Consider the following 14785-nt stretch of genomic DNA (forward strand, 5'->3'; position numbering starts at 1 on the left):
CTAGCACCGGATTCGTTATCTTCGGGGCCATGATAACACAAACTGTTTTCACGCTGCGTCCCCGTTCCCGCGGTTTCCACCTGGTGACGGACGAAATTTCCGCCCGTTTGCCGGAATTGCCCGCGACCGGACTGCTGCATTTGTTTATCCGCCACACCTCGGCGGCACTGACGATCAATGAAAATGCCGATCCGGACGTTCAGAGCGACCTAGAGACGATTTTCAACCGTTTGGTACCCGAAAGGCAACCCTATTACCGCCATACGCTGGAGGGCGACGACGATATGCCCGCCCATGCCAAAACGAGCCTCGCCGGAACATCCGTGACCGTGCCGATCACCGGGGGACGGCTGAATCTGGGCGTATGGCAGGGGATTTACCTGTGCGAATTCCGCGACCGGGCTTCGGGCCGGCAGGTCGTCGCGACGATTATCGGTTGAGTACCCGTTCGTAAGTCTGCCATAAAGTCGGGAACAGAGCCTCTTCCCGGAAATTCAGGGCATATTCGGCTCCTTTCGCCGCCATTTCCCGGCGCAGGCTTTCGGAACCCAGCACCCGTTCGAGAGCGGCCCGCATTTCCGATACCGACTGCGGATCGACATACAGGGCCGCGTCGCCTCCGGTTTCCGGGAATACGCCTCCGGCGCTGGTAATGACCGGCGTACCGCAATTCAGGGCCTCCAGAATCGGAATGCCGAACCCTTCGAAAAGGGATGCGTAAACCAAAACCGAGGCCATGCGGTAGATGGCCGGCAGGTCGGAAAAACGGATGCCGTTGCGGAAATGCAACAAGTGCCCGATTCCTTTCGATGCGGCATACGCCTCGATTTCGTCTTTATAGGAAGTCCAGCGGCCGCAGGCGACCAGCGGGAGACCGAAGTTTCCTTCGGCCATCGCCTGGACGGTCAGCAACAGATTCTTGCGCGGCTCCACCGTACCGACGCTCAGAATGAAAGGCCCGGAGGGCAATGCGTACCGCCTCCGTGCCTCTTCGATCGAGGCGGCGGGTACCGCTTCGTAAAACATCGGGTTGCAGCCCTGGTAAACGATGTCGATTTTTTCAGGGTCGATGTGCCAAAAGCGTACCAGGTCGTCCCGCGTCTGGCGGCTGATAGCGATGATGCGGTCGGCCGCTTCGCAGCTGCGTTTGTATTTGCGCGTGTACAGCGTCCGGTCTGCGGGTTTGTAAAGTTCCGGATAGCGGACGAAAATCAGGTCGTGCATGGTCACCACCGACCTCACGCCGCTGCGTCCGATGTCTGTCGGCAGTTCGTGGCTCAGACCGTGATAGAGATCGCAGCCGGCTTTCCCGGCGTCGCGCCCCAGCAGACAGGTGCGCCAGAGGCTGCGCAAAGGTCCGCGGAGGAACCGGGAGGAGGGATAGTGCGTCTCGGCGTTCGGGGGCAGGACGAATCCCTGCGTATTGCCGGGTTTGGGCGAAAAGAGGGCGATGCGGATTTCGGGACGGAAACGGGCTACCATTTCCACCGTGCTGCGACTGTAATTGCCCAAACCGCTGCCGTTGAAGAACAGCCGTTTGGCATCGTATCCGATTTTCATCGATCTGAAGGGTATAATTGCGTTTGCCGCAAATGTACGCCAATAAATCCGTATTTTAGCAGCTTATGGAGATCGAACTTACACCGGTAACCGGGACGGAATATCCGCGGCTGGTCGAAATCTGGGAGGCGTCCGTGCGGGCCACGCACCATTTCCTGCGCCCCGGCGACACGGAGTTCTACAAGGCGCGGATGCCGGCCTGCCTCCGGTCCGTCCGCCTGACGGCAGCCCGGGACGAGGCAGGACGCATAACGGCTTTTCTGGGAACGTGCGACGGGAATATCGAGATGCTTTTCGTACACCCGGAAGAGCGCGGGCGGGGAATCGGGAAAACTTTAGTGCGTTATGCTGTCGGCAAACTCGGTTGCGGGCGCGTGGATATCAATGAACAGAACGGGCAAGCCGTGGGATTTTACGAAAAGCTGGGATTCCGGAAGACGGGGCGGTCGCCCGTCGATGCCGAAGGCAGACCCTATCTGATCCTGCATCTCGGACTACCGGGCGTAGTTTGCGGCGCAGCGGAATAATCCCTAAATTTGGAGCTTCAAAATCCCTGTCATGGATTTTATCACCCTGTTGCTGTTCGCCGTCGGCCTTTGTTTCGACTCTTTTGCCGTGTCGCTGTCGTGCGGCATGTCTTGTTGCGCCTGCACGCGCCGGCGGATGTTCCGTTTTGCCGCGATATTGGGATTGTGTCAGGGGCTGACGCCGTTGGCGGGATGGGCGGTGGCGACCAATTTCCGGACGGTGATCGAGGCTTACGACCATTGGATCGCTTTCGTGTTGTTGTTGTTCCTGGGCGGGAAAATGATTTGGGAGTCGTGCGGCGAAGAGGACGGAGAACATCTCAAAGGGAACCCGTTCGCGTTGGGCCGCAATGTGATGCTGGGCATCGCGACCAGTATCGACGCGCTGGTGGCGGGGATCGCCATGGCATTGCTGCCGCTGACGATCGTTCCGTCCGACTCGCAGCTGCTCAATATGCTGGCTGCGGTGTTCATCATCGCTCTGGTAACGCTCGTTTCATCTTTGACCGGACTGTACCTGGGGCGTCGGAGCCGGGGAAAATTGGGCGAGCGGGCCGAATTGATCGGGGGGATCATCCTGATCCTGATCGGAATCAAGGTGCTCGCGGAGCATTTGTCCGAAGTATAGCGATTAACCTAAACTACTGAACGATATGATGAAAAAACTGTTTATCCTGGCGGTCGGTCTGCTGTGCACGGCCTGGCAGGGTGCTGCGGCCCGGGAGATCAAAGTCCTGCAACTCAATATCTGGCAGGAAGGGACTTCGGTACCGAACGGGTACGAATCCATGATCGACGAGATCGCTTATGCCGATGCCGACTTCGTAATGCTCAGCGAAGTGCGCAATTACAGCGATACGAGACTGTGCGACCGGATGGTCGAGTCGCTCAAGGCGAAAGGCAAAACGTATTATTCCTTCAAAAGCAAGGATTCGGGGCTGCTCAGCAAATATCCGATTTCGGACAGCGTGACGATTTTCCCGGAAAAGGACGACCACGGAAGTATGTATAAATTGATCGCTACGTTGCCCGAAGGACAAAAGGCGAGCGTCTATACGGCCCATCTGGATTATACCAACTGCGCTTACTATCGGGTACGGGGGTACGACGGGAGCACGTGGGCCGAACTTCCGGAGCCGGATACCGATCTGGAGAGCATTTTAGCGGACAATGTGGCTTCGCAGCGCGACGATGCGATCCGTTTGTTCATCGCGGATGCCGCTAAGGACGCCGCGGCCGGGAATTTGATTTTTCTGGCCGGAGATTTCAACGAACCGTCGCATCTGGACTGGACGGAGGCGACCCGGGACAGCGCCGACCATCGCGGGCTGGTGGTGCCGTGGACGGTGACCACCCTGCTCGAAGAGGCGGGATATGCCGATTCGTACCGGGTGAAATACCCGAATCCCGTGACCCATCCGGGATATACTTATCCGGCGGATTGTCCGGGAGCCAAAATGAGCCAGTTGTTATGGGCGCCCGAGGCGGACGAACGCGAACGGATCGACTTTATCTTTTACCGTCCGGACAAACGGTTGAAACTGAAAGACATCACGATTTTCGGACCGAAAGGGTCGGTTCAGCGGGGCAAGCGGATGGTCGAAACTTCTCAGGATCCTTTCCTGCTGCCCTCGACCGACAACTGGCCGACGGATCACAAAGGCGTGCTGGCGACTTTCCGGGTGAAATAATTTTTGCCGGAAAAATCGCCTGCCGGTTTGCAGGTATGCGGAAAAGCCTTATATTTGCATTCGCAATTCCGGAACGAAAGAATTGCAGACCGGTATGTTGGTGCGGTAGTTCAGCTGGTTAGAATACCTGCCTGTCACGCAGGGGGTCGCGAGTTCGAGTCTCGTCCGCACCGCTTCTTTCGCGAAGGCCTCTTGAAAAAGAGGCTTTTTTTATTGGGGGGGGCCGGCTGCGGGGGGAGCGGTCGATTCTTTTTCATCCGCCGTGCGGTTGCCGCGTCTGTCGTATTTCCGGTTCCATGCACTTCTTTCCGTCGTATCCGTTTCCCGGTCGCATATTCGGAAAATTATCCATTCAATTAGATTTTTTGTCCATTTCGATTGTCTGAGCGAGTCGATACTTTTGTACGTCAGGTAAGCAGAAATATACCTTAAACGTATCGAAATCATGCTCAAATTTTCCTCCCGTTTACTCCTGTTGTCTTTGGCGGTCGGCGGTTCGTTCTCGTGTTCCCCGACCGAAAAACCGTTGACTTTCACCATCGCTTCCGATTTCCATGCCCAGGATGTGCCGGACGGCGGCGCCCGTCTCGAAGCCTTTATCGATTCGGCTGCCGCCCGAAAGGTCGATTTCGTGATCGAATTGGGCGATTTTTGCCGGCTGGACAGTGCCAGCGAACCTTTCCGCCGTATTTGGGCACGTTTCCCCGGCGACAAATACCATGTGATCGGCAATCACGATATGGATGCCTACGATGCCGAAACCTACGTCCGCGGTATGGGGATGCCGAACCGTTACTACTCGTTCGACAAAGGCGACTATCATTTCGTCGTGCTGGACGGCAACAACCTGTTCGACGGCGAAAAATACACCCATTACGCTCATGCCAATTATTACGGGAATGCCAAACAGAGGGCGTTTATCGACCCGGAACAGGTCGAATGGCTTCGGGACGATTTGGCCTCGACCGGGAAACGGTGCGTCATTTTCTCGCATCAGAGCCTCGACCGGGCGGTCGGCAATCGCGAAGAGGTTCGCAAAGTGCTGGAAGAGGAGAACGAACGGGCCGGATTCAAAAAGGTAGTCGCGGCATTCAGCGGGCACAACCACAGCAATTACACGAAGACGATCAATGGCATCACGTACATCCAGATCAACAGCGCCTCTTACGTATGGGTCGATCAGCCTTCCGGTACCGAACGGCGTTATCCTGAAGACATCAACCGAAAATACACCGTCCTGGAGTACTCGATCACTTACGATCGTCCCCTGTTCGGTATCGTCACGCTGACAGGCGACGGCCTTACGTTGGAAGGCGTCGAGGGAGCCTTCCTGCCGCCGCTGCCCAGGGAAGTCGGTCTGGGGGACAGTCTCGGGCCATTCCCGTTGGTACCCTGGATCCGCGATGTCGAACTGCGATTCTGACCGAACCGGAATTTCGGCCGCTGACCCCAACCGGCCGCCCCTGCTCGAACGGCGGCTAATCCAAACTCAAATACCTTGTTTCATATGATAAAACGAATTGCGCTCTTATGGGCAGGATTGCCTGTTTTACTGCTCCTTTTACTGGTTTCTTGCCGGAAATCCTCTCCTTATCTGTCGTTGGCCGGCGAATGGCGTTTCGCGCTCGATCCGGACGACGTCGGTACGGAACAGGAATGGCAGAAGCGGACGCTCGACGGGACAATTTTTCTGCCCGGTTCGCTCCAGGAACAAGGCTATGGAGAGAATATAGGCGTGGAAACGCCGTGGACGGGCCAGATCGTGGACAGCTCCTGGTATGCAGAGCCGCAATATGCGGCATACCGGCAACCGGGAAACATCAAAGTCCCGTTTTGGCTCAATCCCGACAAACATTATGTCGGGGTGGCCTGGTACCAGAAAACGATCCGCATACCGGCCGGATGGGAAAACCGTCCCGTCGTGCTGGAACTGGAACGAGCCCACTGGACGACGACCCTTTACCTGGACGGCGAGCAGGTCGGCGCACAGGAGGCGTTGCAGACTCCGCACCGTTATGTGCTGGATGGGCTGGAGACCGGCGAACATATGCTGACCCTGCGGGTGGACAACCGGCTCCATGTGGACGTGGGAATGAATGCGCACAGCGTGTCGGACCATACGCAGACCAACTGGAACGGCATTATCGGTCGGATCGGGTTGTCGGCCAAGCCCGCCCGGTATATCGAATCGGTACGCATCGACCCCGATATCCGGACGAAACAGGCCCGTGTAACCGTTTCTTTAGCCGGTCGGCCGGACGGGGAGGCCGAATTGATCTTGCAGGCCCTCGCTGCGGACGGGACCCGGCTCGGCGATGCAGTGCAGGTAAAAGCGGGACCGGGCGACACGCTCGCGGAAGCGACCGTCGATTTGGGACCGCAGGCAGAGCTGTGGTCGGAATACACGCCGGTCGTCTATACGATGGAGGTATCGCTGCGCTCCGCCTCGGGGAGCGACAGGTACCGTTCCGATTTCGGCCTGCGCGAATTCAAAGCGGACGGCACGCGCTTCGCGGTGAACGGAAATCCGGTGTTCCTGCGGGGCACGCTGGAGTGCTGCGTATTCCCGCAGACCGGTTACCCGGCCATGGAAGCGGACAGCTGGGCCGGAATTTACCGTAAATGCAAAGAATACGGGCTGAACCACGTGCGGTTCCATTCGTGGTGTCCTCCGGAAGCCGCATTCCGCGCAGCCGACAGCATGGGGATATACTTGCAGGTCGAATGCGGCGGCTGGGCCGAGATCGGCAGTGGCAAGCCGCAGGACGAATGGTTCCGGCGGGAGAGCGACCGCATATTGAAAGAGTACGGCAATCACCCTTCGTTTTGCCTGATGGCCTATGGCAACGAACCCTCCGGCGACGGACAGGGGCGCTACCTGTCGGAACTGATCGAATATTGGCGCGGGAAAGATCCGCGGCGCGTATATACCGGCGCGGCCGGATGGCCCTATCTGGACAATGCCGACTATTGGAACACGCCGGATCCCCGGATTCAGGCATGGGGAGCGGGGACGAACAGCGTCATCAACCGCGAAGTGCCGCGGACGGATTACGATTTTGCGGGAATCATCCGGAAAAACATGCCGACGGTCAGCCATGAAATCGGGCAATGGTGCGTCTACCCGAATTTCGGCGAAATTCCGAAGTATACCGGCGTGCTGAAAGCGAAAAACCTGGAAATTTTCAGCGAAACGCTGGCCGGAAAAAGTATGGGAGATATGGCGGAAACTTTCCTCTATGCTTCCGGTCGGTTACAGACGTTGTGTTACAAGGCTGACATCGAAGCAGCTCTGCGAACGCCGGGTTTCGCCGGTTTCCAGCTGCTCGGACTGAACGACTTCCCCGGCCAGGGAACGGCTCTGGTCGGCGTGCTCGACCCGTTCTGGGAAGAGAAAGGTTATACGGACGGAGCGGAATTCCGGATGTTCTGCAACCGGACGGTACCGCTGGTCCGTTTCCCGAAAATGGTTTGGCAGAACGACGAGGTGCTGGAGGCCCCTGTGGAAGTGGCCCATTTCGGCGAACGCGGACTGACCGGAGCGGAAATCGAGTGGCAGATTACCACGAAGGACGGCAGGGAACTGACCTCGGGGGATTCGATAAGGGATTTACCGTTGGGCAACTGCATTCCGGCCGGTACGATCCGTTGCGATCTGGCGCAACTGAAAAAACCCGCGCAATTGATCGTATCGGTCGGGATCGCCGGAACGGAGATTCGTAACCGGTGGAATATCTGGGTCTATCCGGCCGCGAAGAAGACCGTGAACGAATCTCCGTATATCGCGACCCGGCTGGACGCTGCGGCGCGGGCCGAACTCGAAAGGGGCGGTTCGGTGCTGCTTTTGCCTTACGGGACGCTTACGGCCGAACAGGGAGGCGATATCCCGGTGGGATTTTCCAGTATTTTCTGGAATACGGCCTGGACGCGGGGACAGGCGCCGCATACGCTCGGCATCAGTTGCGATTCGGAGCATCCCGCTTTGGCGGCTTTCCCGAACGAAGGGGTGAGCGACTATCAGTGGTGGGACCTGATGAACCGTTGCCAGGCCCTGGATCTGGACGGTTATCCGGATGAATTCCGGCCGATCGTCCATATTATCGACGACTGGTTTACCAACCGGAAACTGGGCTTGCTTTACGAAGCCCGTATGGGCAACGGGAAACTCGTGGTATGCGGCGCCGATTTGCAGAACGATCTGGATCGACGGCCGGCCGCGGCCCAATTCCGACAAAGTCTGCTGGAATATATGGCCTCGGATGCGTTCGACCCTGTTCAACGGCTGGAACCGGAAATGCTGGAAAGAAAAAAATAAACGTCCCTGAAAATCGTATCTTAGTGCGACGGTTTGCCGGATGCAAGCCGTAGCAGAGATCGTTTCAGTCAAAAATCAGATACGGATGAAAATCAAATTGTGGACGGCCTGTATGGTCGGTATGTTTTGTTTGTCTGCGGAGGCTCAACAGGTACTCCGCCTGTCCGAGACCGATCCGGGCAAGGCCCGGCAGACTTACGGTACGGCTACCGCAGGGCGGGCGGTTACCGGTCGGCCCGCCGCCGTAGCAGGCACGCGGTATGCCGAGGTAATCGGCGTGCATGCGCCTTCCGCGATCAAATGGGATCTGCACCGCGGTGCCGTCCGTTTCCGGGCGCGGATCGGGGTGGCCGACAACGATATCGACTATTCGGCTCCGGGGCTGACCTCCATTGCGTTGGTGGACGGAACCAAACTCTACTATACAGCTGGACAGGACAAGAAGCAATTCGTCGGACTGGAAGGCCGGGACGGAAGAGTGGCTCCCGGTTCGGTCGTTTTCGTACTGAAAGGGGACGGCAAGGAGTTGTATCGCAGCGGAACGGTACGTTCCGGCGAGGCGCCCCGGAACGTGGAGGCGGATTTGAAAGGGGTGTCGTTGCTGGAACTGGTTGTCGAACCGACGGACGACGGCCCCAGCGGCGACCATGCTTTGTGGATCGAACCGCGCATCGAGTATGACGGCGCCGAACCGGTAGCCGTCGATGCCGGTTATGCCGGCGACGGCCCCGTCCAGTCCGCCCCGGTACGGGAAAATCTGATACGTAAGATCGGCGAGCTTCCGATCATGGAATACCCGTATGCCCCCACGCCGTACGACTGGCTGATCGATCCGTCGGCCTCGCACGCCGCTCTGTATGCCACGCCGGACGGGAAAGGGTTGATTTTTGCCAACGGCATGATCGCTCGTGAATTCCGTCTCATACCGAATCTGGCGACCGTTAATATCGTCAATCGGATGACGGGAGAAAGCCTTCTCCGGGCCGTGAGCAGCGAAGGAACGGTAACGATCGACGGAAAAGAGCACCAGCTCGGGGGATTGGAGGGACAGCCCGAACGAGGCTACCTGAATCCGGAGTGGCTGGAGACGATGACCACTCTGCCCGGGTCGTTTCTGGTGGAGGATTTCTCGCTCGACCCGGTCGCCGAAATCCTGCCGTGGAACCGGAACCGCTGGGCGTTGAATACGGAGAATCCGACGGGACAGACCCTGACGTTCACGTTGCGCGGCGAAGGCGAACTGAACGATGTCACTGTCCGGATCAGCTATACGATCTACGACCGTATTCCCGTGATCCGTAAAAATTTCGCCCTGCAAAACGACTCTCCGCTGCCGGTGAATGTGGACCGTTTCCGGCTGGAGTACCTGGCGTTCGCCGAACCGGAATCTCCGGGCGGAGGCGATCCTTCGAAATTCCGCCTGCCGAACATCCATATCGAAAGCGACTATGCGTGCGGCGGCGAGTTTTTCGAGCCGCAGACCGACATCACCGAGCGTTGGGTCGAAGATCCCCGCTATACGTCGCAACGCAATTATATGCTCCAGACTCCCTGTATCCTGGAAGTCGCTCCGCCGATCGGCCCCGACCAGACCGTGCTTCCCGGCGATAGGTTCCGTTCGTTCAGCGTGCTGGAGATGCCTTTCGACAGCGACGACAGGGAACGCAAGGGACTGTTCAAACGGAGGATGTACCGCACCCTGGCGCCGTGGGCGACCCAGAACCCGATTTTCATGCACCTGACCTCGTCCGACCCGGAGGTGATCCGCCGCGCGGTCGATCAGTGCGATTCGACGGGATACGAAATGATTATCATCAGTTTCGGTTCCGGCCTGAACGCCGAGGACACGTCGGCGCAAAACATCGCCAAATGGAAATCGATGGTCGATTACGCTTCCGGCAAGGGGATAGAAATGGGATGTTATTCCCTGCTTTCGAGCCGCTGGATCAGCGACAGCGTGGATGTAATCAACCCGGTGACCGGCAAACGCGGCGGAGCGCGGTTCGGCAGCGCACCCTGTTTGGCCAGCGACTGGGGATACGGATATTTCGACAAAATACGCACGTTCTTCGAACGTACCGGAATGCGTTGTTTCGAGCACGACGGTTCCTATCCGGGCGATGTCTGCGCCTCCACGACCCATGCGCACCACAAGGGGCTGAACGATTCGCAGTGGAATCAGTTCCGTAAGATCACCGACCTTTATCACTGGATGTGCAGTCGGGGCATATACATCAATGTGCCCGACTTCTATTTCCTGAACGGATCGACCAAAACGGGCATCGGCTACCGGGAGGTGAACTGGTCGCTGCCGCGCGAAAGACAGATACTCCATGCCCGGCAGCTCAATTACGACTGCACGTGGGATCGCATGGCCTCGTCCTGTTGGAGTTTCGTACCGCTGGTCGAATACCAGGGAGGTGGCGAGGCGGCCACGCTGGAACCGCTGGGCGAACATCTGTACGAATACAAGACCCACATGATCCAGAATTACGGCGCGGGAGTGCAGGCCTGTTACCGGGGGCCGAGGCTGTACGATACGCCGCAGACCAAGGCGGCCGTTATCGAGGTCATCGACTGGTATAAGAAATACCGCCGGATTCTCAACAGCGATATTATCCACCTGCGCCGTCCGGATGCCCGCGACTGGGACGGGTTGATGCATGTCGATCCGACCGGCAGGGAAAAGGGGCTGGCCATGTTCTTCAATCCCACGGACGAAACGATCACACGGGAAATCCGGTTGCCGCTTTATTATACGGGGCTGACCGACAAGGCTCGTATCCGTGAGGCGGAGGACAGGCCGAAAACGTATCGGTTGGATCGGGATTACTCCGTGCCACTGACCGTCACCATTCCGGCACGGGGATATACCTGGTATGTGATCGAATAAAGACAACCATATACGGCTTTTACACAAGCCTCCCGATAACCCTGTTTCGGTTCCGCGCCGTACGGCATGAGGCGGCGCAAACCCCGGACAAAAGACTTGGAGGTCCGGCATGGGCCACAGAAATAACGCGTGTAGTATATAAATACCGCAGGGCCGTTTCCCGTCCGGAGGAAACGGCCCTGTTCATGTCCGGCCGCATAACGGTTTGTCCCGAATCGCCGGATTCTCCGTTTATTCCGCATTAGCGGGCGAGCGCGCAACGGAGCCTGGTAATGGAAGGTCGCGAACCGAAGCTATGCTACTATACGGATATGGGAAATTTATCTGAACCATAGGGTTAGAACTAAGTCTCCGCGCGAGCGGCACCAGCCCTTCGCCGGGGGGGGCTCCGGGCTGGCCGCTACGCGACAGACGATTAACCGTACGTTTTTCATTCGGGTCGGGCGCCCGGGAGACCGCCCCAAGTGTGCGAGGGTTGCGGGCCTCCCGATGGGGAGGCGTCCGGCCCGCCCGCTGACGCGGGAACTTAGTTTTAACCGTACGATTTTTATTGCTGCGATTCAAAAGAATCGCCGGCCTGCGCGCTCAAGCGAAAGCAGGGCGCGAGATCGAAAAAGCACAACTCTTCACTCTGCCATCGTTATTTGCCGGAAAACACTTTCCGACACACCGTCGGGGCCGTAAGGCCATGGCCGGAAATATTTCCGGTCATGGCCCGGATTCGGGCTTAAAAACAAACATACGTCCCGTATGCAGAGCACCGGAGGAAACCGCCAGCCCCCAACCGATCCAAATCAGCGAACCTCTTCGGCCTTGAATCCCGCCTCGGTAACGATCCGGACGATCGCTTCCGGAGCCAGTTCGCTGTCCACCGTCAGCCATTTTTCCGGAGCCGCCAGGTCCAGCGACCATCCGCCCGCCGGGACGCCATTCTGTTCCAGAGCCGCTCCGATCTTCGCCGAGCAACCGCCGCATTTCGCGTTCGTTCTGAATTTCTTGGTAGCCATAATTCAAGCATATTTAAAAGTTACGATTTACTCCATTTGAGCCTCAGGCTGTTCGTGACCACCGACACCGAGCTGAAAGCCATCGCCGCGCTCGCCAGCATCGGGTTCAGCAGAATCCCGTACGCCGGATACAACGCACCGGCCGCCAGCGGAATGCCGATCAGGTTGTAGATGAATGCCCAGAACAGATTCTGTCGGATCAGGCGTACCGTCCGGCGGGACAACGCGACCGCCCTGGGCAACAGCATCAGGTCCGAAGTCATCAGCGTCACCATCGCCACATCCATGGCAATATCCGTGCCTCCGCCCATCGCCACGCTCACATCCGCCCGTGCCAGCGCCTGCGAATCGTTGATCCCGTCGCCGACCATCGCCACCCGGCGGCCCTGCGCCTGCAACGCCTTCACATACGCCTCCTTATCGTCCGGCATCACCTCCGCCTCGAAACGCCCGATCCCCAATTCCGCCGCCACGGCCGCAGCCGTCTTATGGCCGTCGCCCGTCAGCATGCACACCTCGATGCCCATACGAGCCAGCTCCCGGACCGCACCGGCCGAAGTCGCTTTCACCGGATCCGCGATCGCCGCCAATGCCAGCAGTTCCGTCCCCCGCCCGTACCAGATCACGCTCTTGCCCGCCTCCTGCCATTTTCCGGCCTGTTCCGCCAGAGGCTCCGGAATCCCCGCCAGGCGTTCGCCCGCCAACCCCCGGCTTCCGACCCAATAATCCGTACCATCCACGCGCACTTGTATCCCCCGGCCGGTCAGGCTCACGAATTCCCCGACCTCCGCCGCATCCACACCCGCTTCCTGCAACGATGCGACGACAGCGCCCGCCAGCGGATGTTCCGATTTCATCTCCGCCGCCAGCAACACCGATTTCAAAGCGGCCGTCTCCTCCGCCAGGGCCGTCCAACGCCAGTCCGTCACGGTCGGTTTCCCCTCGGTCAGCGTCCCCGTCTTATCCAGCACCACCGTGTCGATCCGGCATAGGTTCTCCAGCGCGAACGCATCCTTGATTAAAATATGAGATTCCGCCGCCTTGCCGATTCCGACCATCAGGGCGGTCGGCGTAGCCAGCCCCAGAGCGCACGGGCAGGCGATCACCAGCACCGATACCGCCGAAAGCAGGGCATAGGTCAGGTTCGACGCCCCGCCCGCAATCATCCAAACCGCAAAGGTCAATACCGAAAAACCGATCACCGTCGGTACGAAAACGGCGCTCACACGGTCCACGATACGCTGTACCGGAGCCTTGCTTCCCTGCGCCTCCTGTACCATCCGCACGATACGCGCCAACACGGTTCCCGCACCGACCTGCGTAGCTTCCAGCACGAAAGAACCGCGCTGGTTGATCGTCCCCGCCAGCACCTTGTCTCCCGCCCGCTTGCCTACGGGCAGCGGTTCGCCGCTGATCATGCTCTCGTCCACATAGGAACTTCCCCCGATGACCGTACCGTCCACCGGGATGCGCTCGCCGGGACGCACGCCGACCCGGTCTCCCGGCCTGAGCTGCGCGATCGGCACCTCCCGTTCGGCACCGTCCGCCCCGACCAGCCGCGCCGTTTTCGGCTGCAACCCCATCAGTTTGCGTATCGCCGACGAAGTACTTCCCTTGGCCCGTTCCTCCAGCACCTTGCCCAACAACACGAAAGCCACGATCATCGCCGCCGCTTCGTAATAGACGTGCGGTTCCAGTCCCCGGTCGTACCAGAACTGCGGAAACAGGGTATTGAACAGACTGAACAGAAACGCGATCGACGTGCTGAGCGCCACCAGCGTATCCATATTGGCCTTTCCATGCCGCGCCTGCCGCCAACCGGTCGTATAGAAACTCCGGCCGAAGACCAGCAGCACCGGAACGGTCAGCGCCAGCTGCGCCCACGCCGACCAAGGCTCGTGCATCCAGACCATACCCAGCAACATCAGCGGCACGCAGAACACCCATGCCCACAGCGTCCTGCGCCGCAAGGCGAGATAATGCCTCCGCTGCTCCTCTTCCTGCCGTTCGGCGGCATTCTCCTCGTCGATAATCAGATCGTACCCGACGGCCTGCACGGCCTCCCGCATCTGCGTAAGGGTAATTTCGGCAGGATCGTATTCGACGCTCAGGGTGCCCGCCGCGAAATTGACGGATGCCTCCCGGACGCCCTCCAAGGCCCGTACCGTACTCTCGACATTGGCCGCGCAAACGGCGCAACTCATTTCCAGCACGGGTATCGTTCGCTTCTTCATATTTTTTATAACTTCGTAAAGTCTATTATATTGTCCGAAGACAAAATTATGAAAATTCTGCGCAGTTTCGCCCCGGTCGTCACCCCGGAAAGCCGGGTATTGGTACTCGGTACCATGCCGGGCGTCATGTCGCTCGAAAAACAGCAATATTACGGTTTCCCGCACAACGCTTTCTGGCGGATCATGGCCTCGCTGACCGGATACGGCGACGTCCCGGAAGATTACGCCCGGCGGCTCGACATGCTCAGGCGGGGAGGCATCGCCCTTTGGGACGTATGCCGCAGCTGCCGCCGGGAGGGGAGCCTCGACAGCCGTATCTGCGACGAAGAGCCGAACGACATCGCCGGATTGCTGGCAGACCATCCCGCCATCCGGGCGATAGCCTTCAACGGCGGCCCCGCGCACCGGCTGTTCAAAAAACATATCGGCCTGCAAGCAGTCGGAGAGGGCAGGGCAGTGCTCGTGCTGCCATCGACCAGTCCGGCCAACGCCTCGTGGTCGTACGAACGGAAACTCGCCGCCTGGGGCGAACTCAAACACTGGCTCTGAAAAATACAT

Annotated in this window: 11 protein-coding genes and 1 tRNA gene; 9 read left to right on the forward strand and 3 right to left on the reverse strand. The window is 58.8% G+C overall.

Features of this window, described 5'->3' with window-relative positions; genetic code table 11:
- Positions 1-29: 29 nt before the first annotated feature.
- On the forward strand, positions 30-440 hold the full coding sequence (locus RIKMI_RS0100005; protein ID WP_027289953.1) for a secondary thiamine-phosphate synthase enzyme YjbQ: 411 nt from the start codon (positions 30-32) through the stop codon (positions 438-440).
- On the opposite strand, the gene RIKMI_RS0100010 is transcribed toward RIKMI_RS0100005, so the two are convergent.
- Positions 430-1560 carry a glycosyltransferase family 4 protein gene (locus tag RIKMI_RS0100010; RefSeq protein ID WP_027289954.1) on the reverse strand — a complete coding sequence of 377 codons (1131 nt, stop codon included), beginning with the start codon at positions 1558-1560 and terminating at the stop codon, positions 430-432. The genes RIKMI_RS0100005 and RIKMI_RS0100010 overlap by 11 nt on opposite strands.
- Before the next feature lie 65 nt (positions 1561-1625).
- On the opposite strand from RIKMI_RS0100010, the gene RIKMI_RS0100015 reads away from it, so the two are divergent.
- The 7 genes from RIKMI_RS0100015 to RIKMI_RS0100050 all read left to right on the forward strand — a co-directional run bounded on the left by RIKMI_RS0100015 (position 1626) and on the right by RIKMI_RS0100050 (position 10986).
- On the forward strand, positions 1626-2087 hold the full coding sequence (locus RIKMI_RS0100015; RefSeq protein ID WP_027289955.1) for a GNAT family N-acetyltransferase: 462 nt from the start codon (positions 1626-1628) through the stop codon (positions 2085-2087).
- Between the two features lie 31 nt (positions 2088-2118).
- The gene (locus RIKMI_RS0100020) at positions 2119-2715 is read left to right on the forward strand and encodes a manganese efflux pump MntP (protein WP_027289956.1); all 597 of its coding nucleotides are present in this window, start codon (positions 2119-2121) and stop codon (positions 2713-2715) included.
- A 28-nt stretch (positions 2716-2743) separates the two neighbouring features.
- Positions 2744-3778, forward strand: coding sequence for an endonuclease/exonuclease/phosphatase family protein (locus RIKMI_RS0100025; protein ID WP_027289957.1), 1035 nt, complete (start codon positions 2744-2746; stop codon positions 3776-3778).
- Positions 3779-3877: 99 nt separating this feature from the next.
- Positions 3878-3951, forward strand: a tRNA-Asp gene (locus tag RIKMI_RS0100030).
- Positions 3952-4223: 272 nt separating this feature from the next.
- Complete coding sequence (locus RIKMI_RS0100040; protein ID WP_027289958.1) at positions 4224-5201, forward strand: metallophosphoesterase family protein; 978 nt, start codon at positions 4224-4226, stop codon at positions 5199-5201.
- An 84-nt stretch (positions 5202-5285) separates the two neighbouring features.
- A complete protein-coding gene (locus RIKMI_RS0100045; protein ID WP_037291167.1) occupies positions 5286-8093 on the forward strand; it encodes a sugar-binding domain-containing protein in 2808 nt (935 codons plus the stop codon).
- 85 nt (positions 8094-8178) lie between these two features.
- Positions 8179-10986 carry an NPCBM/NEW2 domain-containing protein gene (locus RIKMI_RS0100050; RefSeq protein ID WP_027289960.1) on the forward strand — a complete coding sequence of 936 codons (2808 nt, stop codon included), beginning with the start codon at positions 8179-8181 and terminating at the stop codon, positions 10984-10986.
- 794 nt (positions 10987-11780) lie between these two features.
- Here RIKMI_RS0100050 and RIKMI_RS0100055 read toward each other — a convergent pair.
- Both RIKMI_RS0100055 and RIKMI_RS0100060 read right to left on the reverse strand, forming a co-directional pair.
- Positions 11781-11993, reverse strand: a complete 213-nt coding sequence (locus tag RIKMI_RS0100055; RefSeq protein ID WP_027289961.1) for a heavy-metal-associated domain-containing protein — start codon at positions 11991-11993, stop codon at positions 11781-11783.
- Positions 11994-12013: 20 nt separating this feature from the next.
- A complete protein-coding gene (locus tag RIKMI_RS0100060; protein WP_027289962.1) occupies positions 12014-14236 on the reverse strand; it encodes a heavy metal translocating P-type ATPase in 2223 nt (740 codons plus the stop codon).
- A gap of 39 nt (positions 14237-14275) precedes the next feature.
- On the opposite strand from RIKMI_RS0100060, the gene RIKMI_RS0100065 reads away from it, so the two are divergent.
- A complete protein-coding gene (locus tag RIKMI_RS0100065) occupies positions 14276-14776 on the forward strand; it encodes a DNA-deoxyinosine glycosylase (RefSeq protein ID WP_027290091.1) in 501 nt (166 codons plus the stop codon).
- Positions 14777-14785 lie beyond the last annotated feature (9 nt).

It is taken from the genome of Rikenella microfusus DSM 15922, assembly GCF_000427365.1.
Taxonomy (GTDB): domain Bacteria; phylum Bacteroidota; class Bacteroidia; order Bacteroidales; family Rikenellaceae; genus Rikenella; species Rikenella microfusus.

Bases quoted from the DNA above. Each gene is read 5' to 3' on its own strand.
- RIKMI_RS0100005 (WP_027289953.1), top strand. From the start codon at position 30: ATGATAACACAAACTGTTTTCACGCTGCGTCCCCGTTCCCGCGGTTTC.
- RIKMI_RS0100010 (WP_027289954.1), bottom strand. From the start codon at position 1,560: ATGAAAATCGGATACGATGCCAAACGGCTGTTCTTCAACGGCAGCGGT.
- RIKMI_RS0100015 (WP_027289955.1), top strand. From the start codon at position 1,626: ATGGAGATCGAACTTACACCGGTAACCGGGACGGAATATCCGCGGCTG.
- RIKMI_RS0100020 (WP_027289956.1), top strand. From the start codon at position 2,119: ATGGATTTTATCACCCTGTTGCTGTTCGCCGTCGGCCTTTGTTTCGAC.
- RIKMI_RS0100025 (WP_027289957.1), top strand. From the start codon at position 2,744: ATGAAAAAACTGTTTATCCTGGCGGTCGGTCTGCTGTGCACGGCCTGG.
- RIKMI_RS0100040 (WP_027289958.1), top strand. From the start codon at position 4,224: ATGCTCAAATTTTCCTCCCGTTTACTCCTGTTGTCTTTGGCGGTCGGC.
- RIKMI_RS0100045 (WP_037291167.1), top strand. From the start codon at position 5,286: ATGATAAAACGAATTGCGCTCTTATGGGCAGGATTGCCTGTTTTACTG.
- RIKMI_RS0100050 (WP_027289960.1), top strand. From the start codon at position 8,179: ATGAAAATCAAATTGTGGACGGCCTGTATGGTCGGTATGTTTTGTTTG.
- RIKMI_RS0100055 (WP_027289961.1), bottom strand. From the start codon at position 11,993: ATGGCTACCAAGAAATTCAGAACGAACGCGAAATGCGGCGGTTGCTCG.
- RIKMI_RS0100065 (WP_027290091.1), top strand. From the start codon at position 14,276: ATGAAAATTCTGCGCAGTTTCGCCCCGGTCGTCACCCCGGAAAGCCGG.